Here is a 24,016-nt window from a genome sequence, read left to right as displayed (position 1 = left end):
GTCAGCCACGCAGCTTCGAGTGCAGTTCCTGCAGCGAGCGCACCCCGATACCGCCGTTGATGCTCGCCTCGATGCCCTGCACCGCGGCCGCGGCGCCCTGCACGGTGGTGATGCACGGGATGTTCGCGCCCACCGCGGCGGTGCGGATCTCGTACCCGTCCACGCGCGGGCCCGAGTTGCCGTAGGGGGTGTTGAACACGATGTCGATCTCGCCGTCGCGGATCTGCTCCACGATCGAGGCCTCCGGCATGCCGGTGGCCCGATCGGTGGCGTCCGGATCGGAGTGCTTGCGCACCTGCTCGCACGGAATGCCGTTGCGGCGCAGGGTTTCCGCGGTGCCCTCGGTGGCGAGGATGCGGAACCCCAGGTCGTGCAGGCGCTTGATCGGGAACACCATGGCGCGCTTGTCGCGGTTGGCGATCGAGACGAACACGGTGCCCTCGGTCGGCAGCGAGCCGTAGGCGGCGGCCTGGCTCTTGGCGAACGCGGTGCCGAAATCGGCGTCGATGCCCATGACCTCACCGGTGGACTTCATCTCCGGGGAGAGCAGCGAGTCGACCCCGGAGCCGTCGGCGCGACGGAACCGGTGGAAGGGCAGCACGGCTTCCTTCACCGCGACCGGCGCGTCGAGCGGCACGTGACCGCCGTCGCCCTCGGGCGGCAGCATGCCTTCCTTGCGCAGGTCGGCGATGGTGGCGCCGAGCATGACGCGCGCGCAGGCCTTGGCCAGCGGCACGGCGGTGGCCTTCGAGACGAACGGAACCGTCCGGCTCGCCCGGGGATTGGCTTCCAGGACGTAGAGCACGTCGTCCTTGAGCGCGTACTGCACGTTGAGCAGGCCCTTGACGCCGATGCCCTTGGCCAGCGCGATGGTGGAGCGGCGCACGGCCTCGATGTCGCTGCGACCCAGCGTGATCGGGGGCAGCGCGCAGGCGGAGTCACCGGAGTGGATACCGGCCTCCTCGATGTGTTCCATCACGCCGCCGAGGTAGACCTCGTCGCCGTCGCACAGCGCGTCGACGTCGATCTCGATGGCGTCTTCGAGGAAGCGGTCCACCAGCACCGGGTGATCCGGGTTGAGCTCGGTGGCGCGGGAGATGTACCCCTCGAGCGACTGCTCGTCGTAGACGATCTCCATGCCGCGCCCACCCAGCACATAGGACGGGCGAACCAGGACCGGGTAGCCGATCTGGTTGGCGATCTTCTTGGCTTGGGCCACCGTGGTGGCGGTGCCGTACTTGGGCGCGGGCAGTCCGGCGGCGACGAGCACATCACCGAATTCGCCACGGTCCTCGGCCAGGTCGATCGCGGCCGCGGAGGTGCCGACCACCGGCACGCCGGCGTCGGTGAGCCGCTGCGCCAGACCCAGCGGCGTCTGGCCGCCGAGCTGCACGATCACACCGGCGACGGTGCCCGACTCGGCTTCGGCGTTGTACACCTCGAGGACATCCTCGAAGGTGAGCGGCTCGAAGTAGAGACGATCGGCGGTGTCGTAGTCGGTGGAGACGGTCTCGGGGTTGCAGTTGACCATCACCGTCTCGTACCCGGCGGCCGAGAGCGTCTGTGCCGCGTGCACACACGAGTAGTCGAACTCGATCCCCTGACCGATGCGGTTCGGGCCCGAACCCAGGATGATGACCTTCTCGCGCTCTTGCTGCGGCGCCACCTCGGACTCCGCACCGGGATCGAGCTCGTAGGTGCTGTAGTGGTACGGGGTCTTGGCCTCGAACTCCGCGGCGCAGGTGTCGACGGTCTTGTAGACCGGGCGCACCGCGAGCCGGTGCCGCAGCGAGCGCACACCCGACTCACCGGCCAGCTCGGGCCGCAGCGCGGCGAGCTGACGGTCGGACAGGCCGTAGTGCTTGGCGCGACGCAGCAGCTCCTCGTCGAGGACGGGCGCGTCGAGGACCTCGGCCCGCAGCTCGACCAGGCCGAGTACCTCGGCGACGAACCACGGGTCCACACCGGAGGCCTTCGCGACTTCCGCGACGCTCGCGCCGTAGCGCAGTGCGCGTTCGACCTGGTAAATGCGACCTTCGGTGGGCACGCGCAGGTCGGCGAGAATGGCTTCGATCGCCTCACGCACCGAGGCCGGATCGCTCGGATCCGCCGGAGCCCACCGACCGTCGTCGGTGGTCCAGAAGCTGGCGGCCTTGGTCTCGAGCGAGCGCAGCACCTTGCCGAGCGCCTCGGAGAAGTTGCGGCCCATCGACATCGCCTCGCCCACCGACTTCATGGTGGTGGTGAGGGTGGCGTCGGCGCCGGGGAACTTCTCGAACGCGAACCGCGGCGCCTTCACCACGACGTAGTCGAGGGTCGGCTCGAACGATGCCGGGGTCTCACCGGTGATGTCGTTGACGATCTCGTCGAGGGTGTAGCCGATGGCCAGCTTCGCGGCGATCTTGGCGATCGGGAAACCGGTGGCCTTCGACGCCAGCGCCGAGGAGCGCGAGACGCGGGGGTTCATCTCGATGACGATCAGACGACCGTCGGCCGGGTCGACCGCGAACTGGATGTTGCAGCCGCCGGTGTCGACGCCGACCTCGCGCAGGATCGCGATGCCGAGATCGCGCATCTTCTGGTACTCGCGGTCGGTGAGGGTCATCGCGGGGGCGACGGTGACCGAGTCACCGGTGTGCACGCCCATCGGGTCGACGTTCTCGATCGAGCAGACGATGACCACGTTGTCGTTGCGGTCGCGCATGAGCTCGAGTTCGAACTCCTTCCAGCCGAGGATGGACTCCTCGATCAGGACGTTCGCGGTCGGCGAGGCGGACAGGCCGCCACCGGCGATGCGGTCGAGGTCTTCCTCGTTGTAGGCCATGCCGGAGCCGAGCCCGCCCATGGTGAACGAGGGACGCACGACCACGGGGTAACCGAGGTCGGCGACGGTCGCGCGGACCTCGTCCATCGTGTAACAGACGGCGCTGCGGGCACTCTCGCCGCCCACCTTCGCGACGATGTCCTTGAACTTCTGCCGGTCCTCACCGCGCTGGATGGCGTCGAAGTCGGCGCCGATCAGCTCCACGTTGTACTTCTGCAGTACGCCGTTCTCGTGCAGCGCGACCGCGGTGTTGAGCGCGGTCTGCCCGCCGAGGGTGGCCAGGATGGCGTCGGGGCGTTCCTTCTCGATGACCTTCTCGACGAACTCCGGGGTGATCGGCTCGACGTAGGTGGCGTCGGCGAACTCCGGGTCGGTCATGATGGTCGCCGGGTTGGAGTTCACCAGCGACACGCGCAGTCCCTCGGACCGCAGCACCCGGCACGCCTGGGTACCGGAGTAGTCGAATTCGCACGCCTGGCCGATCACGATCGGGCCAGAGCCGATCACCAGAATGTGCTTCAGATCCTCGCGGCGAGGCATCAGGCTCCTTCCATGAGACCGGCGAAACGGTCGAACAGGTATGCGGCGTCATGCGGGCCTGCGGCGGCCTCGGGGTGGTACTGCACCGAGAAGGCGCGGCCGTCGATCAGCCGGACCCCTTCGACGGTGCCGTCGTTGGCGCAGATGTGGGAGACCTCGGCCTTGCCGAACGGGGTGTCGAACACCTCGCCCCGCTCGCCTTCGAGGGCGAAGCCGTGGTTCTGGGCGGTGATGGACACGCGGCCCGTGCCCTCTTCGATCACCGGGATATTGATGCCACGGTGGCCGAACTTCATCTTGTAGGTGCTGCGACCCAGAGCCCGGCCCAGGATCTGGTTGCCGAAGCAGATGCCGAACAGCGGGATTCCGCGCTCGAGCACACCCTGGGTGAGCGCGATGGCGCCGGTCTGGGTGGCCGGGTCGCCGGGGCCGTTGGACAGGAACACGCCGTTGGGGTTCAGCGCGAGGATGTCGTCGAGGGAGGTGTTCGACGGGACCACGTGGGTGCGTACGCCGCGCTCGGCGAACATGCGCGGGGTGTTGGTCTTGATGCCCAGGTCGACCGCGACGACGGTGAATCTGTGCTCGCCCACCGGTTCGATCGTGTACAGCGCGTCGGTGCTGACCTCTTCGGCGAGGTCGGCGCCCAGCATCGAGGCCTGGCCGTTGACCCGCGCGAGGAGTTCGGTGTCGTCGGCCAGTGCGGCGCCGGAGAAGATGCCCGCCTTCATCGAGCCGCGGCTGCGCAGGTGGCGGACCACCGCACGGGTGTCGATCCCCGCGATGCCGACCACGTCCTGGCGGTCGAGCTCGTCGGTCAGCGTGCCGGTGGCGCGCCAGTTCGAGGAGACCCGCGAGGGGTCGCGCACGGCGTAGCCGGCGACCCAGATCCTGGCGGACTCGTCGTCCTCGTCGTTCCAGCCGGTATTGCCGATCTGCGGGGCCGTGGCCACCACGATCTGGCGGGCGTAGCTGGGGTCGGTCAGGGTTTCCTGGTACCCGGTCATCGCCGTGCAGAACACGGCCTCACCGAGTGTCTGGCCCTGCGCGCCGAAAGCGGTACCGCGGAATACGCGGCCGTCCTCGAGCACCAAGGCCGCTTGTGCCTTCGTCATTCATCGTCTCCCGTCGTCACCCTGGTCGCATCCGCAATCCATGCCGGGTACACCGTCTTGTCGTCACCCCGGAAACCGGTATCTACCTCGGTTCCGGTCGGCAGTGTCCAGCGAATTACCAGCACACCGCCTTCGGTCATCACTTTGCCCGCGTGTCCGCGCTCGGTCCGCACGGCGGTCACCGATTCCTGCGGAATCCAGATCACCGTGGCGCCGTCGCGTTCGAGCAGAATTCCGCGTTCGAACCGCGTCAGTTCGGCGGTCGCCCGGAATCCCAGGTCACCGACCGCGATCCGGTCCTGCCAGCTGGGCGCGATGGTGCTGCCCAGGTACATCCCGGTGGTCGGTTCCAGTAGTTGCGCGCCCAGTTCGGCCGGCACCGTCGGCAGTTCGCCGATGCGTGCCTGCTGCCGCGTGGCCTTCTTCTGCCAGGCCCGGTACATCAACCACAGGCACAGAAAGAAAAATGCCAGCAGCCCGACAATCCACAGCGTTCTTTCCACTTCCTGGCCTCCCTAGATCCCGACCGCCTTGCCCTCGCGGGCAGTTACCCGGCCGCGCAGCACCGTGGCTGTGACCTCGGCCGGGAACGTCATGTCCTCGAACGGTGTGTTGTTCGAGATGCTCGCCAGTTCGGCGCCGCGCACCGTCCACTCGGCATCGGGGTCGATCAGCGTGAGGTTGGCGGGCTCGCCGACGGCGATCGGACGGCCGTGGTCGTCGAGGCCGACGATCGCGGCGGGCTTCTCGCTCATCACCTTCGCGACACCGCGCCAGTCGAGCAGGCCGGGCCGCACCATCGTCTGCACGATGATCGACAGCGCCGTCTCCAAGCCGAGCATGCCGGGACGCGCGGCCGCGAATTCGCAGCACTTGTCCTGTTCGGCGTGCGGGGCGTGGTCGGTGGCGACGCAGTCGATGACGCCGTCGGCCAGTGCCTGGCGCAAGGCCGCCACATCGGTGGATTCGCGCAGTGGCGGGTTCACCTTGTTGACCGCGTCGTAGGTTTCCAGGCGCGAGTCGTCGAGCAGCAGGTGGTGTGGCGTGACCTCGGCGGTGATCGAGATGCCCTGGGACTTGGCCCATTTCACCAGTTCGACGGTGCCCGCGGTGGAGGCGTGGCAGATGTGCACACGGGCGTTCGCGTCGCGGGCCAGCAGGGCGTCCCGCGCGACGATCGACTCCTCGGCGGCGCGCGGCCAGCCGTGCAGTCCGAGGCGTGCGGCGTTGGGTCCTTCGTGCGCGATGGCGTTCCTGGTCAGGCGCGGTTCCTCGGCATGCTGGGCGATGAGCACGCCGAGCGAGTTCGCGTATTCGAGTGCGCGGCGCATGATCAGCGGGTCGTCGACGCAGACGCCGTCGTCGGAGAACATTCGGACCCGGCCGACGCCCGCGGCCATGGTGCCCATCTCCGCGAGCTGTTTACCCTGCAGGCCGACCGTCACGGCGCCGACCGGAAACACATCGACGAGGCCGACTTCCTGGCCGCGCCGCCACACATGGTCGGTGATGACGACCGAGTCGGCGACCGGGCTGGTGTTGGCCATCGCGAACACCGCGGTGTAACCGCCCAGCGCGGCCGCGGCCGAACCCGTTTCGATGGTCTCGGTGTCCTCGCGGCCGGGTTCACGCAGGTGCGTGTGCAGATCGACGAAGCCGGGCAGCAGGATCTGGCCGTTGCCCTCGATCACCTCGGCATCGTCGGACGCGGTCAGGCCGGTGCCGATATCGGCGATGCGGGTGTCGCGCACCAGGACATCGACGGGATCGCCTTCGCCGTAGGGCTTGACGTTCTTGATCAGCAGCTCACTCATACCGTTTCCTCCTGACCGACGAGCAGCCGGAACAACACGGCCATCCGCATGTGCACTCCGTTCGAGACCTGCTGCAGCACAGCCGATTTCGGTGAATCCGCGACCGCGGAGGCGATTTCCATACCGCGCAGCATCGGGCCGGGGTGCAGGACCACCGCGTCGTCGCCGAGCATCGCGAGCCTGCGCTCGGACAGTCCGTAGTTGATCGAGTACTCGCGGGCCGACGGGAAGAACCCGCCGTTCATCCGCTCCGCCTGCACGCGCAGCATCATCACCGCGTCGGCGCCGGGCAGTTCGGCGTCGAGCGAGCTCGAGACCCGGCAGGGCCAGGCCTCCACGCCGACCGGCAGCAGGGTGCGCGGCGCGACCAACACCACTTCGGCGCCGAGCGTCGCGAGCAGGGAGACGTTGGAGCGGGCCACCCGGCTGTGCAGGATGTCGCCGACCAGCACGATCCGCTTGCCCTCGATGTCGCCGAGGCGCTGACGCAGGGTGAGTGCGTCGAGCAGTGCCTGGGTGGGGTGCTGGTGCGTGCCGTCACCGGCGTTGATGATCGAGGGGGCGGCACGGTTCTCCTCGCGCGCCCACTGCTCCATCCAGCGCGCGATCTGGTGCGCGGCGCCCGAGGCCGGGTGGCGCACGATCAGCGCGTCGGCGCCCGCCGCGTGCAGGGTGAGCGCGGTGTCGCGCAGCGATTCTCCCTTGGAGACAGAGGAACTCGACGCGCTCACATTGATCACGTCGGCGCTCATCCACTTGCCCGCCACCTCGAACGACACCCGGGTACGGGTGGAGTTCTCGTAGAACACCGTCATCACGGTGCGACCGCGCAGGGTCGGCAGCTTCTTCACCTCGCGGCCCAGCAGGGCCTGTTCGAAGCGTTCGGCTTCGTCGAGGAGTTCGGTGGCGGTGCCGCGATCCAGGTCGGCGACCGTCAGCAAGTGCTTCACTCTTGACCTTCCTGATGCAGATAGACGCCGTCACGGCCGTCGTGCTCGATCATCAGCACCGAGATGTCCTCGGCGCGCGACGTCGGCACGTTCTTACCCACGTAGTCGGCGCGGATCGGCAGTTCGCGGTGGCCGCGGTCGATGAGGACCGCCAACTGCACGGCGCGGGGGCGGCCGAGGTCGCGCAGCCCGTCGAGGGCGGCGCGGACCGTCCGGCCCGAGAACAGCACGTCGTCGACGAGCACGACCAGGGAATTCTCGATGCCGCCGTCGGGCACCGAGGTGCGCTCGAGCGGGCGATGCGGGCGACTGCGCAGGTCGTCGCGATACAGGGTGATGTCGAGGGAGCCGAGGGCGGGACGCACACCGGAGAATTCCTCGATCTTGTCCGCCAGCCGATTGGCCAGGGTGGTGCCGCGCGTCGGAATTCCCATCAGAACCACCCGCGGTGCGTCGGCGTCGCCGGAATCCAGGGCGGTCTTCTCGATGATCTGGTGCGCGATCCGCGCTACGGTCCTGGTCACATCCGAGGGCGACAACAGCTCACGTCCGGCCGCCACCCACTCCGGGGTGTGCCGCTGCGATGTTTCGCCGGTTCTGGCCGCCCGTTCGGGCACAGCCATGCCGACCTCCTTCCCCGCCTCACCGGACGGTCCGTTAAAGGATGTCTCACTCGCCCGTCAGCCTATCAGCGCCGCGAGACGCCTTTGACCAGGTAGGCCCGCCTGTGAGCGCGACCACGAACCGCCGCTGACCGACCGTCGTCGTGTCGGTGCTCACAGACGCGCCGAAAGTGCAGCGAGCGCCCATGTTTCACCGCACACGACCGTGCGGCAGCGAGCGGTCCGTGATCGCGTTCACGTCGTCGCGGCGACTCCGATAGCCGCCGCTGCGCGACACGGTGAACCTTCGGTCATACCCGCTCGGCGAGCACGACGCCGACCTTCGGATCGTGCACCGCCACGTCCCTGCCCAGCGGCACGATCTCGTCGTCCCAGGTGCGGAACCGGACGTGCCAACCGTGCTCGACGAGCCACTGTTGTCCCGGACGCCCGGCCTCCAGCGGTGGCATCGGTGCGTCGTCACCGGAGACGAGTCGACGAAGTTCGGCGTAGGGCGGCGCGTCGGAATCGACCGCGAACCGGCTGAGGCCGAATCGGCTGCCGGGCACGGACAACGTCGTCAGCGTCGCCACCGTGCGGAGATGATCCTCGGGTGGGAGATACGGGAGAGCGCCCTCGTCGACCCAGTGGGTCGGTAGGTCCGATCGAAATCCTCGCTCGCGCAGCGGAACCGCCCAGGCGGTGCGCAGATCGATCGGCAGGACGTGTCGTCGCGCGGTCGGTGCGGCTCGGACCGCGCGCAGTACCGGCTCCTTGAACGCGAACAACTCCGGCAGGTCCAGTTCGTAGACGGTGACGTCGGCGGGCAGACCCATGCGGAACGCACGGGTGTCCAGACCGGCGCCGAGCAAGACGATCTGGCGGCATCCGGCGGCAACGGCCTCGGTCACCCGGTCGTCGACCAGGCGGACACCGACGGATCTGCCCGCGAAGAACTGTTCGGCCAAGGCCTCCACTCGCGCCCATTTCGCGGCGCCCGCCTCGGTGCGGGTGAAGTCACGCCGCGCCGCGTCGACGAACGCCGTGGCGAGCGGGTCGTCGTAGAGCCGATCCGGCCTGCGCGATTCCCGCTCGCGGATCAGCGCGACGCCGATCGCCGTCAGCGCCACCCCCTCGGTGGGCGTGTTCTGGTGTGTCATCAACCCCTCCGTCAAACTAACTTGTCGACCGGCTAGTAATTTCGGTCACGTTTCGACGGTAGGCTCCCCCTAGCCGGTCGTCAAGCAAAGGAAAGCCCCGTGGACGGACGTCGTAGCGATACCAGGGAACGCATTCGCACGGTGGCGATGGAACTGTTCTCCGAGCGTGGGTACGAGAAGACCTCGCTGCGCGAGATCGCCGAGCGGCTCGGCGTCACCAAAGCCGCGCTGTACTACCACTTCCGGACCAAAGAGGACATCGTCGTCAGCCTGTCCGACGACCTGCGCCGCGGCATCGACGACATCGTCACCTGGGCCGAACAGGCTCCGCCGGGGCGCGAACGCGCCGAGCAGATCCTGCGCCGCTACAGCGCGTTGCTCCACAGCCTCGGCCGTGACATGGTGCGGTTCTGGCACGAGAACCAGCCCGCGTTCCGCGATCTCGGTTTCGGCGCGGGTCTGCGCTACCAATTCCGGGTCCTCGCCGACCTCATGACCGAGCCCGACGCCGCCGCCACGAAGGTCTATCACGCACGGCAAGCCCTGCTCGCGATCAGTTGGAGCGTGTCGATGATGGACGATCTCGAACTGACCGACGACCAGATGCACACCGCCGCAACAGCTATCGCGATCGATATCCTCGCCAGAATCCAGTAGCCGCACGTCGCCCGGCACCGGAAATGCTTTGCTCGCAAGCCGCGGTATCCGCCATCATCGGTCATGACCACCGGCACGAACGCCCCTCCCGGATCGACTCCCCCGCAGCGGATAGACCTGGGCGATCTCCTGCTGCGTCGATGGCGCCCCACCGACCTGACCCGCCAGTTCGCGGCGCTGAGCGCGTCACACGCACACCTGCACGCGTGGATGTCGTGGGCCGAGGAGCCGCCGACGCTCGCCGGGCAACGCCGAACCCTGCGGACCTCGGCCGCCCACTGGCCGACGCCCGACGGCGGCTATCTCTACGGGATCTTCACCGCGAGAGGCGAGGTAGCGGGCGGCATCGGACTCCACGACAGGATCGATCCGGCTGCCCTGGAGATCGGTTACTGGTGCCATGTCGCCCACACCGGGCGAGGAGTCATTACGCGCGCCGCTTATGCCTTGACCGCCGCCGCACTCGCCCTGCCCCACATCGGCCGCGTCGAAATCCATTGCGACGCAGCCAATATCCGTAGTGCGGCAGTTCCTCGGCGGCTCGGCTATCAGCTGGTCAGCACTGCCCCGCGCCCCCGCACCGCGCCCGCCGACTCCGGTATCGGCATGGTCTGGGCGACCGTGGCCGGTCCGGGGTAGGCCGACGAGGTCGCTTGTCGGCCGATGACCCCCCGACTAGAATGTGACGGGCACCACATCGCAGCGGTGGAATCGCGTCGCCGCGCGGAGCGATCGTGATCCGATCGGAGCGCCGGGTCACGATGTTCGACTGCGACCCCCCGCTCGTCGGGCCGGGCCCGAAGACACTCCAACCCGCTCGACCGCGCTAGGAGATGACCGTTATGGCGGTTGCCGTCGAACTCGAATTCACCGGCTCGACCCTCGAACAGTACGACCAGGCACTCGAGAAGATGGGCTTCGTGCACAGCGGCTCCGGCGGCCCGGGCATGCTGTTCCACCTGGTCAGAAAGACCGACACCGGATTTCACGTCACCGACGTCTGGGAAACCCGCGAACAATTCCAGACCTTCGCCGAATCGACCCTCGGCCCCATCGGGATGGAAGTGGGCATGCCCAACCAGCCCACCATCGAAATCCACGAAATCTACAACTACCTGGCCCAGCGCAGCTGACGCTCGAAGGTCACAGTGGGGCGGGCGGTTCCGGCGCGGGCCGGCGGGTGGGTAGCGCGCTGATCGTCAGTGCCAGCATGACCAGTGCGATGCCCGCGAGTTCGAGCAGGGTGGGTCGTTGGGCGAGGGCGATCGCGCCGACGATGGTCGCGGTCGCCGGGAGTAACGCGAGGAGTAGAGCGAAACGCGCGCGACCCACCGCGGTCAGTACCACCTGGTCCAGCGCGTACGGCACCGCGCTGGACAGCATGCCCACGCCGAGACCGAGCAGCCAGGTCCGCGGGTCGGCGAAGACCGCGGCATCGATCGCCAGCTGCGGGATCAACACGAACGGCGCCAGCGACACCGCCGCGGCCACCATACCGACGGCGAGAGAGTCCTGGCCGTCACCGGTGTCGGCGACGCGCTTGCCGACGAGGATGTACGCCGCCCACAGGACCGCCGAGGCCAGAGCGAACCCCACTCCGACCGGCTCGACCTCGAATTGCACGCCGGCCAGCAACACCACACCGACCGCCACCAGCGCCACGGCGATCAGGTCTCGCGCCCGCCGCGATCCGAGCGCCGCGACGGCGACCGGACCCAGGAATTCGATCGCGACGGCGGTGCCGAGCGGGATCCGCGCGATGGCCTCGTAGAACACGATGTTCATCGACACAGTGACAATGCCGAAGCCTGCCGCCGTCGCCATGCCACGCCGGGTCCAGCGGGTGCGCCACGGCCGCCGCCAAGCCAGCAGCACCATCCCCGCCGCGGCGGCGCGCAACCAGGCCACGGTCGCCGGTTTGGTGTCGAAGAGGAATACGCCGAGCGCGGCGCCCCATATTGCGAGGTCGCCGCCACGATGAACACCATCGGCACCGACCAGCCCGGGAGCGCGCGCGGCGCCGACCATCCGGTAGTCGGAACCGAGTTCATCCCAGGAGTAATCTACACATCGGCACGGAATTCAACGCGCACCGGCCCGGTGTCGGAATGGCTTTGGGCCGGTGCGCGATTCAGGTCTATTCCGTCACGTGGCGATCAGGCGGCGGTGTCGGATAGGGCAGCGCGGGAATTCGACGGTCTTCCATGTCGCGCTACGACTGGACGCCGAACCATCTGGTCAGCGCGGCGCTCAGCTCGGCCGTGGCGGTCTCGGATGACTCATCGATCGCCGCCGCCCAGGCGATATGACCGTCGGGACGGATCAGGATCGCGTCGGCGGGGCGATCCACAGTCCCGGCCGAACGGATATCGACGGGTATCCACTTCTCGACGATCTCGCGCAGGTCGGCGCGGTCGGCCAGGTCGAGGAACACCGGGCGCGCGGCGTGCATGAGTTCGGCGACGGTGGTCGTGCCCTGATCGGTGTCCAGGATCAGGTCGGGCGCGAAAGTGCCGGTGAGCGAGGAGGTTCCGGGCATCGGGTAGCGCAGATCGGTGCCCGCGACGAGTGCTCCCATCCGGCGCAGTGCAGGTTCGTCGGCGAGTAGTTCGCCGAACACCGCGCGCAATGCTTGGGCCGCCGGGTCCTGACCCTGGCGAAGCGCCGCCTGTGCGCGGGTCTGCAGCAATGCGCGGCCACCGACGAAGTGACGTTCGAGGTGGTAGGTGTCGAGTAGGTCCGCCGGTGCCCACCCGTGGATGTCGGCGGCCAGCTTCCAGGCCAGGTTCACCGAATCGGTCATTCCGAGGTTCATCGCGGCACCGGTGGCGGGCAGCAGGTGCGCCGCGTCACCGGCCAGGAAAACTCTGCCCACACGATAGTTCTCGGCCTGTCGGTCCTGGAACTGGTAGCGCGACAAGCGAGTCGGCGCGCCGAGCGCGACCTCCCCACCCAGCACACGCCGGACGCTGTCGCCGAGTTCGACCATGCTCAGTGGTTCGTCGTTGTCGTATTCGGTGTCGTCGTTCTCGGTGGTCTGGAAGAACATCACCCGATCCTCGGAGCTGACCCGGCCGAGCGCGAACACCCCCGTGCCGGTGTGCGTGAAGCCCGGCTCGACCCGGCCGACACCGGGCGCCACGATGCCGCCGTCGTCGAGCACGGTCACCGACTCGTGGACGGCGACCACTGCCAACCGGTTGACCTCCGGATAGGTGCTGCCGGGGAACCCGATTCCGGCTAGTTCGCGAATCCGGCTGCGGCCGCCGTCGCAGCCGACCAGGTACCGGGCGCGCACCCGGTACGGACCGTCGGGCCCCTCGACGTCCGCGACCACCGCGTCGTCGTCCTGGGCCACCGCGACTACCTCGTGTCCGCGCCGGAACTGCGCGCCCAGGTCGACGGCGTTTTCGGCGAGCAGTTCCTCGACCTCGGCCTGCGGGATCGCCATGGCGTGCAGTGGAAGTTCGTCGAGGCCGGTGAAGTCCAGGTACACGCCGCCGAAGGGGAAGATCGGCTTCGGACTCGCGTCGGCGCTGATCGCCGTCAGCCGGTCGAGCAGTCCCCGATAGCGCAGCACGTCCAGAATCCGCCCACCGAGGCCACTGGCCTTCTGCGCGGTTCCCGGCCGCGCCCGGCGTTCGAGCACCAGCGGCCGAACCCCGGCCCGCCCCAACTCCCCCGCGAGCATCGCACCGACAGGCCCAGCCCCGACAACGATCACGTCGGTGGTCATCTCTTGCATCTGGTCACTCCCGAATGTGGCTGGTCCCTGCATTGCCCAGCGATTCTGCGGCACCACCGGGGTCTTGCCGCAAGCCCCGGGGTGAGCTATAAGTTAGAGGGGGCAACGAATGGGTCGGCCGTCATCAGGTGGTTCCGGTCAGTGCCATCCCCGCCCCGACTCCGATGATCATCAGCCCGCCGGTGCTGCCGACGGTTTCGAGACGACGCGGAGATCGGACGAACCACGACCGCGCCGTCGCCGCGAGCAACGCCCAGCAACCGTCCGACAGCGCTTGGATCGTCAGGAAGATCGCGCCCAGGATCAGCATCTGCGCGGGCAGAGCGCCGTCAGCCGGTACCGCGAACTGCGGAAGGACCGCGCCGAAGAACACAATCGTCTTGGGGTTGGTGGCACCGACGATGAATCCCTGTCGCAGTACCCGACTTCCACCGATACCCGGGGCGTCGGATCGCAAGGCCGCCGCCAGTTCCTTCCGCTGTCTGATGGTCGCGATGCCCAAATAGATCAGGTACGCGGCGCCGACGACCTTCACGATGAGAAACAAGGTCGCCGAGGCCATCAAGACCGCACCGAGGCCCACCGATACGGCGACCAGCGGAACGAACGATCCGGCGACGGCGCCCGCTACCGACAGGACAGCGGACCGACGCCCCAGCGTCAGCGCGCGGCCGATCGCGAACAGCACGTTCGGGCCGGGAATCACGATGATGATCAGCGAGGCGACGGCGAAAGCCGCGGCGTGTGACAGCGGAACCATCTGTCGCAGCGTAGCCGCTGTCGACCGTTGAGAACACGGGTGTTCAGGGATCGCGCAGCACCGAACGAACCAATTCCTCGATCGCCGAGCGCAACCGGTCGACCTCGCCCGCTCTGGCCATCTGCTGCGCGAGTTCCCCACCGACCGTCGACAACAGCAGGGCGCCCACGGTATCGGCGTCGATATCGGGCCGGACCTCGCGCAGGAGCGCGCCGATGTGCTGTGCCCAGTACGCGTGGAATTCGGCGCTGCGCGGATGTGGCGGCATCGCCTGGTAGGCCGCGATCAGTTCCACGTCGTCGGTGACCATGCTCGTCATCGCGTCGAAGAAGGCCAGTAGCCGGTCGGTCGCCGGCGCGCCAGGACCCAGCGGTGGCGGACCACCCGAGACCGCCGCCATCAAGGCGACGGCACCCTCGGCGACGAGCTCGTAGAGCAGTCCCGCGCGACTGCCGAACCGGTGGAAGATGGTGCCCTTTCCGACGCCGGCCGCCGCGGCGACCCGGTCCATCGTCACCCCGGCCGCGCCGTGTTCGGCCAGCAGCGCGGCGGTGGCATCGAGGATCGCTCGACGGTTGCGCGCGGCATCGGCGCGTTCGGTCCGACGTTCGTCGGTCATCGCACCCACTTTCTCGGCACCTGCCGATCCGTTGACAAGTTGACCGACGGTCCATATCGTTCGAGATATCTGGACCAACAGTCAACTTATGGAGTTCTGATGCAGGCAATCGTAATGACCGAGACCGGCGCACCCGACGTGCTGGTGCCACGCGAGATCGGCGCCCCGCATCCGGCGGACGGACAGGTCGTCCTGCGAGCCGAGGCGGTACCGGTGCTCTACCCGGAGACCAAGGTTCGGGCAGGCGCGTTCCCCTTTCCCGCGCCGCTGCCCGAGGTCTTCGGATTCCAGGCGGCGGGCACGGTGACCGATATCGGGGCTGGCGTCGATCGGGCATTGCTCGGCGCACGGGTGGTTGCCTCGACCAACGGTTTCGGCGCCTATGCCGAACTCGTTGTCGCCGAAGCCGATTCGGTGACAGTGATCCCCGCCGAGCTGACCGTCGAGCACGCCGCCGCGATCCAGATGCCGGGGTCGGTGGCGCTGGCACTGACGCGGACCGCGGCCGTCACCGCGGGCGAGACCGTCCTGATCGAGGCGGCCGCGACCGGGGTCGGCGCCTGCCTCACCCAACTGTGCGCCGCCGCGGGCGCGCGCGTCATCGGCACCGCGGGTGGGCAGCGGAAGGCCCGGCTCGCCCGCGACAACGGCGCGCACGAGGTGCTCGATCACACCGCACCCGACTGGGCCGACCGGCTGGCCGGCCTCCTCGGCGACAGCACCGTCGACGTCGTCTTCGATTCCATCGGGAGCGAATCGCTGACGCCGCTGCTCGACCTGATCACCCCACTGCGCGGCCGCGTCCTCAGCTACGGCTGGCTCGACGGCGCGCCCGCACAGCTGAGCGTCACCGACCTGATCCTGCGCGGGCTCACGCTCACCGGCTGCGCGGGCACCGCCTGGCTGGGCGAAGTCGCCGGGCAGCGGTCGGCGGCACTGACGGCGGCTGCGCAGGGCCTGCTGACACCGGTGATCGATTCGGTTCTCCCGCTCGCCGACGCCGCGCGGGCGCATCGAATGCTGGAGGACCGGCTCGCATTCGGCACCGTTCTACTGACCCCTTAAACCTTCAGCCCCATTGAAACTCCGGGTATGCTTCAGTCAGCCTGAAGGTTGGTGGACGTCACGCGACCCGGGCGCACCGATGGGAGCAAACCTCATGTCACAGACCACATTCGGTATGGACTCACTCGCCCTACCGGCCACACCACTCGCGATCGAAACTCACAGACTGATCAACGAGGCACTCGCAGCGACGGTGCGCCATCACAGCATTCGCGGATTCCTGTTCGGGCGCGCCCATGCCGCGGCCCGCGGCCTGCGGCCCGGTACGGACTACGACGAGGAGCTCATGTACCTCATCTGCGCGCTGCACGATATCGGCCTCTCCGAACGCGCCGAAGGCACACGGCGATTCGAGATCGACGGTGCGGATTTCGCGGCCGAGTTCCTCGAAGCGCAGGGCATCCACGATGAACGCGTCGACATCCTCTGGGATGCCATCGCCGCACACACGACCGGTCTCAGCGACTCACCCGTGTACCGGCGCCGCCGCCCCGCCGCCATCTGGATCGCGGTCACCGGCATCGGCATCGACGTCGGTGGTGGCCCCGACGATCTGCCCGTAGGTTTCGCGGACCTGGTCCACACCTCCTATCCGCGCCTCGGCGGCACACGGGCCCTCACCGACATCATCGAACGTCAGGCGGTCGCCGATCCGCGCAAGGCTCCGCCGGGCTCGTTGCCGGGCGAGATCCTCCGGCTGCGCCATCCGGAATTGGTGCCCTTCACCTGGGACACGGTTCTCGATACGAGCGGCTGGCAGGACTGAGCCTGCCGCGCGATCGCTGCCTGTCGACCGGCAGCGACTCGGCGGACCTCGGCGGCGACACCCCGCGCCACGGTTCATCTATCGAACATACATTCGAACACGCTGTACACTGGCGCTCATGTCGCTGCCCCTGCAAGGTTCACTGTTCGACGGTGACGCGATTGCCCTGGGTTCGATCGAGGCGATCCGGCGCACCCAGCTGGACCCGTCCAGCTGGGTCGATGTGCTGCCGGGCTGGTTGAGCGGTGCGAGTCAGCTGTTCGATCGACTGGCCGAGCGCGTGCCGTGGCACGCCGAGCGCAGACCGATGTACGACCGGGTGGTCGACGTGCCACGGCTCGTCTCGTTCTTCGGGGAGAACGATCCACTGCCCGATCACATTCTGGTCGACGCGCGGACGGCGCTGACCACGCATTACGCGTCCGAACTCGGTGAACCGTTCCGGACGGCCGGGCTGTGTTTCTATCGCGACGGCCGTGACAGTGTCGCCTGGCACGGCGACACGATCGGCCGCGGCGCCACCCACGACACGATGGTCGCGATCGTCTCGGTGGGCGCACCACGCTCGCTGCTGCTGCGACCGCGCGGCGGTGGCGCGAGCGTACGATTCACCGTCGGACACGGGGATCTTCTGGTGATGGGCGGGGCGTGCCAGCGCGCTTGGGAACACGCGGTCCCCAAGACCGCACGCCCTGTCGGGCCCCGCATCAGCATCCAGTTCCGTCCACGTGGCGTCCGGTGATCCAACCCTCTCGTTCGACACCCTGTCGAAATACCCTCCATTGCTGAGTGATTCGCACGGGCTTGTGGGTAACACCAGCTCCGAGCACGACAGTCGGGAACTGATCATGCGGAGCAGTGCGTCGCCGCCCACGCGCCGGGGTCGCGTCCGGCGGGAGTCGTGCGGAGCCGACGGAATTCGGTGGCGTGGTGGTCTGTCGGTGGCTGGTCGTAGGATCCGGGGATGGGGAGTTCACTTGTGCCGCACGTGCGGGCGTCGAATGCGCTGACGGGGCGATGGTGCGCGACATTCGGGGACGGCGACGCGGTGGTATCCGGGGCCGGATTGTGGCCGCTGCTCGCACTATTGGCGGGGGCGGCGTCGGGGCGGGCGCGGGATGAGCTCGCGGCGGTGGTGGGGGTGGTGGCCGAGCAAGCGCATGCGGCGGGGCTGGATATGCTGAAATCGCTGGATACTTCGCGCGAGGTGTCGACCGCGATCGGGGTGTGGTTTCGGGCGGGGTTCACCCTGCGCGCGGACTGGGTTCGCAGCATGCCGACGGGAACGGTCGGTGAGCTGGGTGATCGAGCGGCGCTGGACGCGTGGGCGCAGGAGCAGACCCGGGGGTTGATCACGAAGTTCCCGGTGCCGATCACCGCCGATACCGTGCTCGCGCTGGCCACCGCCTTGCAAACCCGCACTCGCTGGGCGAAACCGTTCGACGAGATCCGCTACGCACCGGAAACCGGTCCGTGGCAGGGACATCGGGGAACCGGCCTGTACCGCACGAGCTCTCCCGACCGCAGCGTGTCGGTGCTGGATGACGATGTCACCCGGGTGATCGTCAGGGGCGCAGGGGAACTCGATGTGCACCTGCTGGTCGGAGCGGACCCGCGCCACGGCATCGCCACCGGCCTCGCCGCGCTCGCCGGAACCGCGGACGCGCGAACCGACCTGCCGGTCGGCACCACCGCACCCTGCCTGTCGGTCAGTCGACTGGAGGCCTTCGGTGGCGATGCGTTCGTCCTGAAGCTGCCGCCCTTCGACATCGACAACGCGCACGACCTGACGCGACTCGCGCCACTGTTCGGGTTGACCACCGCGATGGACCATCCAGGTTCCCACTTCGACGGGCTCGCCGCCGAACCGCTCGTTCTGGACGCCGCGGGCCAGAATGTCATGGCGCGATTCGACGCGGCGGGCTTCGAGGCGGCTGCCGTCACCGCCGTCGCCATGGCCCCCGGCGGCGGTCTCCCGCAAAAGACATGGTCGACGATCACCTCGGTGGACATCGACCGACCCTTCGGATTCCTCGCGGTGGATCGGCCGACCGGGCTGGTACTGGTGGCGGGTCAGGTCACGAAGCCGCCGGTGGAATGGGTTCGGTCGGTCCCCGACGCATCGGCGGCGGGGCGAAAACCGGGGCCACCCTGGTGATATCGGTAATTCACATTGCCGAAGGCGTTGCTCAGCAACAGGATTCGGTTTCGATACGGCCGGTAAAGGCCGTATCCTGATGGAAGTCCGCAGTCAGGTGCACAGGGGGTCGTGGTGATCGTCGTTGTCGCGGACGAGAGCGAACTCGAAGGCGCGGAACAGCTCGTCGGCACGGCACTGCGTGACCAGGCGTTTCGGGCGGGCGGGGTTGCCGTGTTCCGCTGCCATATGCCGGAGAGCCGCGGCGGAGCGGTCGAAGTCGACGCGTTGGTGTGCACGCCGCAGAGCGTGACCATCGTGGAGGTGAAGGGATTCACCGCCCGGCAGGAAGGCACCCTCGCCACTCCCCCGAACGGGCCGTGGACCATCGACGGCGAACCGGCCGCGCTCTATCACGCCGCTCGGGTGCCGAACCCGTTCGTGCAGGTGCGTCGACAGGTCTTCGCGGCCAAGAGTCTGCTTCAGCAGTCCGGGATCTTCGGCTGGGTGAACGCGGTGATCGCGTTGGTCGCCCAGCCCGGCGCCGACATCACCATCGAGGAATCCAGAATCGCCGACGGATACCGTGCGGTGCTGATCGATCGCGACGACGTCGGCGCCCTGCACGACTATTTCCAGGCCGAGAGCGGGCGCACGGTCCGGCTCAGCATCGATGACGTCACCCGGGTGTTCGGCGCGTTGAACCTGGGCCATCTATTACCCGCCCCCGATGAGCTGACGGCGCAGGGCTTTCCGGCCGCTCTCGACCCGGCGGCCACTTCCCGGCCGCTCGCCCCGACCGCGGTGGAGCTCGGCTCCGGGCCGGAGACAGCGGGTGCCCCGAACTCCCCTGCGGCGGCGACCGGTTCGGCCCGGGCAGCCACCCCCGCGTTTCTCGCGGCGATCGACAGGCTCTCCCATCGCAGCGCTGCGCCGACTCGTCGCGAGGAAACCCCCGTACCTGCCGCCGCCGAAGAGGTAGTGGAATCATCTTCTCCGAGTGCGGCATTCACCAGCGCTCGGGCCGACGAACCGGACGACGCCTCGGTCTCGGCCACCACGTCCGGGCCACTCGACGAGCCGAGGTCCGGCGCGGCACCCGCCGAAGCGGCGACGGTCGGGACTTCATCGGCCCACAGTGCCGAAGACGAACCACCCACGCACCCCGTCGAGCGTGCGGCGACCACAGACGACAACGCTACGGGCAGTGAAAGCGGAACACGCGCTGAGCCTTTCGACGATGACACGATCGACCTGGACGCACCCGCGCGCGGTGAAGTAGCCGAACCCTCGGATGGCAAGTCCGAATACACTGTCTCGCTGAGCAAATCCGCCGCGGGGAATGAATCGGGCACGATCGGCGATCCGCCGACCGATGGCATCGAACACCGCGAAGACCCCTCCAGCAACGAGTATGTCGCCACGGGAGTACCTGCCGCCGACGAAACCCCGACTGCCGGTTCGGGTCCCGCGCTGGGTGCGGCGGCCGTGGTCGGCGCCGCGGCCGCGGTCGCCGCTGTCGGGTCCGACCGTGGGACCGGATCGGGCAGTAACCCCGCGCGGGCATACACCCCCGCTGTCGCACCCGCCTATCGTTCCCCGGAACCCGAAATGCCCCAGCGGCACTCGGAACACTGGTCCGAGTGGGTCGAACACGACCAGCCGGCGCGGCGGCCGAGCGTGTCGGAAAGGCTGCGGTCGTGGCGGCACGGGAGCGGTTCGTCACTGCTCGAGCGGTGGCACAACCGGCCGGTCCGGGAGCGCAGTACACCCCGGCGGGGGCTGAGCGTCGGACCCGGTGTCGCGTTGCTGCTGTTCATCGCGCTGTTCGGAGCCGGGTTCTTCGCGATCACAGCGGTGCAGGCGAGCCGATTCGAGATGTCGGACTACGACCGGATGTGCGGCGAGGACAAGAAGCCGTTCGCGAACGCCGCGCCCTATGAGCGCGACGGCGCCCGTCCGATCTATCTGTCCGGCGACCTCACGGCCATGGTCCACCCGAACGATTCGACCGCGTGGAACCCGAACGACCCGTCGACAGTGCAGCTGATCGCCTGCATGAAGCAGTTGGAATTGCGTGATCTGGTCCAGACGTGTCAGTACGGTCCCTCCCCTGGCGCGCCGGTGGGGCGCACGGTCAATCTCTTCCGCGCTACCTACGAGATCGCCGTCTACGAACTCCACACCGGCCGCGAGGTCGCCAAGGCCACCATGCTCGGCGAACGCTATTCCGACAATCCGGCGAACACCGACCAGGACCAGTGCCGGGCTGCCGCCGATGCCCCCGACTACCTCGGCCGCCGTCTCGGCCAACCCTCGAGGAACCAGCTCACCGGCTTCCTCGCCCCGCTGGTGCACGCGCCCCGCTGAACCGCTTGACCTCGAGCGCACTCGAGGTAGCAGGATCACCTCGTGCCTCGAGCACACCCGACACCTCGCCTACCCAGCGCGGGTCGCGCCTGCGCCGGTTTCCTCGTACACCCACCGGCGCAGGCCGTCGGGCGCGTTCCGGGCGTCCGATCGGGTCCGCGGACGACAACAGCCGCACGTTCACTGCGAACGTGCGGCTGCGAGAACGAGTTTCACGCGGAAACGGTGATTTCCCATTCGTAGATCGTCAGGTCCGAGGCGCCGGTGGTGTGCAGCGGGTCGGAGTGGACGAGTGTTATCGCGGCGGTGAGGCTTTCGGCCAGAACGACATAGGCGCCACCGGTGCCGTCGGTGAAGCCGCCGCTCTCCTGGAGTTGCCCCTGCGCGAGCAGTTCCCGCAGGAAGCCGCGATGCGGTTCGATCACCGAGGCGTCGAACTTCGGGGTGCGCTCGGCCAGCACGAGGTACTTGTGCGCCACGCGTCAGGACTCCGACTCGCCGCGGGCGGCCTTCGTGGCCGCGGTGGCGGCCGCGGCAGCGCGGACCTGCGGCGCCACCTGCACGACCTGGCCGAGCACACCGTTCACGAACGACGGGGAGTCGTCGGTGGACAGTTCCTTGGCCAGCTCGACGGCCTCGTCGACCGCGACGACCGGGGGCACATCGACGGCGTGGAACAGTTCCCACACCGCGATCCGCAGAATGGCCCGATCGACGGCGGGCAGCCGCTGCAGGGTCCAGTCCTGCAGGTAGCCCTCGATGGTGCCGTCGACCCGGTCGAGGTCATCGGCGACGCCCTCGACAAGAGTCGTCGTGTAGGCGTGCACGGGGGCCACGCTCTGATCGCGGGTCGCCAGATCGGCGCGATCGGAGAGCAGCTCGGAGACGTCGACATCGCGCGCCTCCGCCTCGAACAGCAGGTCCACGGCCCGGCGGCGCGCCTTGTGGCGCGCGCCGAGCTTCTTGAACGAGCCCTTCTTGTCTGCCGGGGAGTCGGTCACGATCAGCCGTTGACGCGGCCGAGGTAGCTGCCGTCGCGCGAGTCGATTTTCAGCTTGTCACCGGTGTTGATGAACAGCGGAACGGCCACCTCGGCGCCCGTTTCCAGGGTGGCGGGCTTGGTGCCACCGGTGGAGCGGTCGCCCTGCAGGCCGATGTCGGTGTGCTGCACGACCAGCTCGATGGTGACGGGGAGCTCCACGAACAGCGGCGCGTCCTCGTGCACCGCGACCTGCACGCCCATGTTCTCCAGCAGGAAGCGGGCACCGTCACCGATGGTGGCCTCCGGGATGGAGATCTGGTCGTAGGTGTCACCGTCCATGAAGATGTAGTCGGTGCCGTCGTGGTACAGGTAGGTCATGTCGCGACGATCCACGGTCGCGGTCTCGACCTTGACACCCGCGTTGAAGGTCTTGTCGACGACCTTGCCGGACACGACGTTCTTCAGCTTGGTCCGCACGAACGCGGGGCCTTTGCCCGGCTTCACGTGCTGGAATTCGATGATCTGCTGAAGCTGACCGTCGATCTTCAGCACAAGGCCGTTCTTGAAGTCGCTGGTGTCCGCCACTGTCCTCGGATCTCCTCGTTCGTATTACTGAGTACTGGGTTTACTGCGTTCTGCGCGCCGACGTCAGTCGACGATGATCAAATCCTTGCTGGTGCGGGTGAGCAGTTCCGGGCCCGCCTCGCGCACCACGAGCGTGTCCTCGATCCGGACCCCGCCGCGGCCGGGAAGGTATACACCAGGTTCGACGGTCACCGCCACACCAGCCAGCAGTGTACCGGTACTGGTTTTCGCCACTCCGGGTGCTTCATGGATCTGCAGCCCGACGCCGTGCCCGAGACCGTGCACGAACTGTGGGCCGTACCCCGCGTCGTCGATGATCGTCCGGGCCGCCGCGTCGACCTGACTGGTCTGCGCGCCGGGCTCGAGTGCCTCGGTGCCCGCGCGCTGCGAGCGGGCGACCAGTTCGTAGATCTCGCGCTGCCAGTCGGCGGGGGCGCCGAGCACCAGGGTGCGGGTCATGTCGGAGTGGTAGCCGTTGACCACCGCGCCGAAATCGAACTTCACGAAGTCACCGGTGGCCAGGACGGCCCCGGTCGGGCGGTGATGCGGGATGGCCGAGTTGGCGCCGGCGGCGACGATCGTCTCGAAGGAGATCGCGTCGGCGCCGTGCTCGAACATCGCCCATTCGAGGTCGCGGGCGACCTGTCGTTCGGTGCGGCCCGGACGCAGCAGGCCCCGTTCGAGCACAGTCGCCAACGCTTTGTCGGCTGCGGTGCAGGCCGCGCTCAGCTGGTCGACCTCATAGGCGTCCTTGACCATGCGCAGCTGTTCGACCAGGCCAGAGGTGGGGACGAGTTGCAGTCCGGTGCGCAGCTCCTGGAACGCGGTGTGCTGATCGACGGTCACCACATGGCTCTCGAAGCCGACGCGACCGAGCTGCCATTCCCCGGTGAGCTCGAGCACCCGGCGCGCGGTGGTCCGACAGATCTCGGCCTGCAGATCGGGGACCTGTTCGGCGACCTGAGCGGAGTACCGACCGTCGGTACCGATGATGGTGCGGTCCTCGGCGCCGCGCATATCCCACGAGTGCACCAGCACAACGGCATTGGATCCGGTGAAGCCGGTCAGGTAGCGGATGTTGACCAGGTCGGTCACCAGCAACGCGTCGACACCGTTTTCCACCAGCAGGCTCCGCAGGGCACCGCGCCGGGCCGCGTAATCGGGAGCCGTGAAGTCAGCACACATGGGTCAACGCTACCGCCCGGCGGACGACACGTCGGCACGAGACAGCCCGGACTCCGTGTCGGTGAGCGAGGTGGATACGGCGTTGTCCACATGCGCGGACGTTATCCACATTCTCGGATACGGCCCGCTTTCGGCGGTCG

General features: G+C 68.2%; 23 protein-coding genes. 8 read left to right on the top strand and 15 right to left on the bottom strand.

Features of this window, described 5'->3' with window-relative positions:
- Window position 1: 1 nt before the first annotated feature.
- From carB to NA12_RS18350, 7 genes are all read right to left on the bottom strand, one after another.
- Window positions 2-3,364, bottom strand: coding sequence for a carbamoyl-phosphate synthase large subunit (gene carB / locus NA12_RS18380; RefSeq protein WP_067452363.1), 3,363 nt, complete (start codon window positions 3,362-3,364; stop codon window positions 2-4).
- Window positions 3,364-4,479, bottom strand: a complete 1,116-nt coding sequence (carA, locus tag NA12_RS18375) for a glutamine-hydrolyzing carbamoyl-phosphate synthase small subunit (RefSeq protein WP_067452360.1) — start codon at window positions 4,477-4,479, stop codon at window positions 3,364-3,366. The genes carB and carA overlap by 1 nt, the downstream gene beginning before the upstream one ends.
- Window positions 4,476-4,982, bottom strand: a complete 507-nt coding sequence (locus NA12_RS18370) for a PH-like domain-containing protein (protein ID WP_067452357.1) — start codon at window positions 4,980-4,982, stop codon at window positions 4,476-4,478. The genes carA and NA12_RS18370 overlap by 4 nt, the downstream gene beginning before the upstream one ends.
- 12 nt (window positions 4,983-4,994) lie before the next feature.
- Complete coding sequence (locus tag NA12_RS18365) at window positions 4,995-6,293, bottom strand: dihydroorotase (protein WP_067452354.1); 1,299 nt, start codon at window positions 6,291-6,293, stop codon at window positions 4,995-4,997.
- Window positions 6,290-7,243 (bottom strand): aspartate carbamoyltransferase catalytic subunit, encoded by a 954-nt coding sequence (locus tag NA12_RS18360; RefSeq protein WP_067452351.1) that lies wholly within the window; start codon window positions 7,241-7,243, stop codon window positions 6,290-6,292. Before NA12_RS18360 ends, NA12_RS18365 begins: the two co-directional genes overlap by 4 nt.
- On the bottom strand, window positions 7,240-7,866 hold the full coding sequence (gene pyrR, locus NA12_RS18355; RefSeq protein WP_067452348.1) for a bifunctional pyr operon transcriptional regulator/uracil phosphoribosyltransferase PyrR: 627 nt from the start codon (window positions 7,864-7,866) through the stop codon (window positions 7,240-7,242). The genes NA12_RS18360 and pyrR overlap by 4 nt, the downstream gene beginning before the upstream one ends.
- A gap of 290 nt (window positions 7,867-8,156) precedes the next feature.
- Window positions 8,157-9,005 carry an SAM-dependent methyltransferase gene (locus NA12_RS18350; protein ID WP_067452346.1) on the bottom strand — a complete coding sequence of 283 codons (849 nt, stop codon included), beginning with the start codon at window positions 9,003-9,005 and terminating at the stop codon, window positions 8,157-8,159.
- A gap of 99 nt (window positions 9,006-9,104) precedes the next feature.
- Between NA12_RS18350 and NA12_RS18345 the strand changes: the two genes are divergently transcribed.
- The 3 genes from NA12_RS18345 (at window position 9,105) to NA12_RS18335 (ending at window position 10,795) form a co-directional block, all read left to right on the top strand.
- A complete protein-coding gene (locus tag NA12_RS18345; RefSeq protein ID WP_207905631.1) occupies window positions 9,105-9,662 on the top strand; it encodes a TetR/AcrR family transcriptional regulator in 558 nt (185 codons plus the stop codon).
- Window positions 9,663-9,725: 63 nt separating this feature from the next.
- Complete coding sequence (locus tag NA12_RS18340) at window positions 9,726-10,301, top strand: GNAT family N-acetyltransferase (RefSeq protein ID WP_084472882.1); 576 nt, start codon at window positions 9,726-9,728, stop codon at window positions 10,299-10,301.
- Window positions 10,302-10,504: 203 nt separating this feature from the next.
- Window positions 10,505-10,795 (top strand): hypothetical protein, encoded by a 291-nt coding sequence (locus NA12_RS18335; RefSeq protein WP_067452341.1) that lies wholly within the window; start codon window positions 10,505-10,507, stop codon window positions 10,793-10,795.
- 10 nt (window positions 10,796-10,805) lie between these two features.
- On the opposite strand, the gene NA12_RS18330 is transcribed toward NA12_RS18335, so the two are convergent.
- The 4 genes from NA12_RS18330 to NA12_RS18315 form a co-directional block, all read right to left on the bottom strand.
- Window positions 10,806-11,690, bottom strand: coding sequence for an EamA family transporter (locus NA12_RS18330; RefSeq protein ID WP_084472881.1), 885 nt, complete (start codon window positions 11,688-11,690; stop codon window positions 10,806-10,808).
- Window positions 11,691-11,874: 184 nt separating this feature from the next.
- Complete coding sequence (locus NA12_RS18325) at window positions 11,875-13,407, bottom strand: FAD-dependent monooxygenase (protein ID WP_243654974.1); 1,533 nt, start codon at window positions 13,405-13,407, stop codon at window positions 11,875-11,877.
- 124 nt (window positions 13,408-13,531) lie between these two features.
- Window positions 13,532-14,167 carry a LysE family translocator gene (locus NA12_RS18320; protein ID WP_067452335.1) on the bottom strand — a complete coding sequence of 212 codons (636 nt, stop codon included), beginning with the start codon at window positions 14,165-14,167 and terminating at the stop codon, window positions 13,532-13,534.
- Window positions 14,168-14,210: 43 nt separating this feature from the next.
- Window positions 14,211-14,786, bottom strand: coding sequence for a TetR/AcrR family transcriptional regulator (locus tag NA12_RS18315; protein ID WP_067452332.1), 576 nt, complete (start codon window positions 14,784-14,786; stop codon window positions 14,211-14,213).
- A 99-nt stretch (window positions 14,787-14,885) separates the two neighbouring features.
- On the opposite strand from NA12_RS18315, the gene NA12_RS18310 reads away from it, so the two are divergent.
- The 5 genes from NA12_RS18310 (at window position 14,886) to NA12_RS18290 (ending at window position 21,124) form a co-directional block, all read left to right on the top strand.
- Window positions 14,886-15,851: a quinone oxidoreductase family protein gene (locus tag NA12_RS18310; protein ID WP_067452329.1), complete on the top strand. Its 966-nt coding sequence runs from the start codon at window positions 14,886-14,888 to the stop codon at window positions 15,849-15,851.
- Between the two features lie 94 nt (window positions 15,852-15,945).
- Window positions 15,946-16,617, top strand: coding sequence for an HD domain-containing protein (locus NA12_RS18305; protein WP_243654973.1), 672 nt, complete (start codon window positions 15,946-15,948; stop codon window positions 16,615-16,617).
- A 118-nt stretch (window positions 16,618-16,735) separates the two neighbouring features.
- On the top strand, window positions 16,736-17,359 hold the full coding sequence (locus NA12_RS18300; protein WP_067452323.1) for an alpha-ketoglutarate-dependent dioxygenase AlkB: 624 nt from the start codon (window positions 16,736-16,738) through the stop codon (window positions 17,357-17,359).
- A 222-nt stretch (window positions 17,360-17,581) separates the two neighbouring features.
- A complete protein-coding gene (locus NA12_RS18295; RefSeq protein ID WP_067452319.1) occupies window positions 17,582-18,775 on the top strand; it encodes a serpin family protein in 1,194 nt (397 codons plus the stop codon).
- A gap of 111 nt (window positions 18,776-18,886) precedes the next feature.
- Complete coding sequence (locus tag NA12_RS18290) at window positions 18,887-21,124, top strand: NERD domain-containing protein (protein ID WP_084472879.1); 2,238 nt, start codon at window positions 18,887-18,889, stop codon at window positions 21,122-21,124.
- Window positions 21,125-21,336: 212 nt separating this feature from the next.
- On the opposite strand, the gene NA12_RS18285 is transcribed toward NA12_RS18290, so the two are convergent.
- From NA12_RS18285 to NA12_RS18270, 4 genes are all read right to left on the bottom strand, one after another.
- The gene (locus tag NA12_RS18285; RefSeq protein WP_067452313.1) at window positions 21,337-21,603 is read right to left on the bottom strand and encodes a YciI family protein; all 267 of its coding nucleotides are present in this window, start codon (window positions 21,601-21,603) and stop codon (window positions 21,337-21,339) included.
- Between the two features lie 3 nt (window positions 21,604-21,606).
- A complete protein-coding gene (gene nusB, locus NA12_RS18280) occupies window positions 21,607-22,125 on the bottom strand; it encodes a transcription antitermination factor NusB (RefSeq protein ID WP_067452310.1) in 519 nt (172 codons plus the stop codon).
- 2 nt (window positions 22,126-22,127) lie between these two features.
- Entirely contained in the window at window positions 22,128-22,691 is a 564-nt protein-coding gene (gene efp, locus NA12_RS18275; RefSeq protein ID WP_067452307.1) for an elongation factor P, read from the bottom strand.
- 63 nt (window positions 22,692-22,754) lie between these two features.
- The gene (locus NA12_RS18270) at window positions 22,755-23,876 is read right to left on the bottom strand and encodes a M24 family metallopeptidase (RefSeq protein WP_067452305.1); all 1,122 of its coding nucleotides are present in this window, start codon (window positions 23,874-23,876) and stop codon (window positions 22,755-22,757) included.
- Window positions 23,877-24,016 lie beyond the last annotated feature (140 nt).

Origin of the sequence: Nocardia alba NBRC 108234 (genome assembly GCF_001612665.1) — a bacterium.
In the GTDB taxonomy this organism is placed as follows: domain Bacteria; phylum Actinomycetota; class Actinomycetes; order Mycobacteriales; family Mycobacteriaceae; genus Nocardia; species Nocardia alba.
Note: the sequence above shows the minus strand (reverse complement) of the source record. Positions and strands in the feature narration are given on the sequence as shown.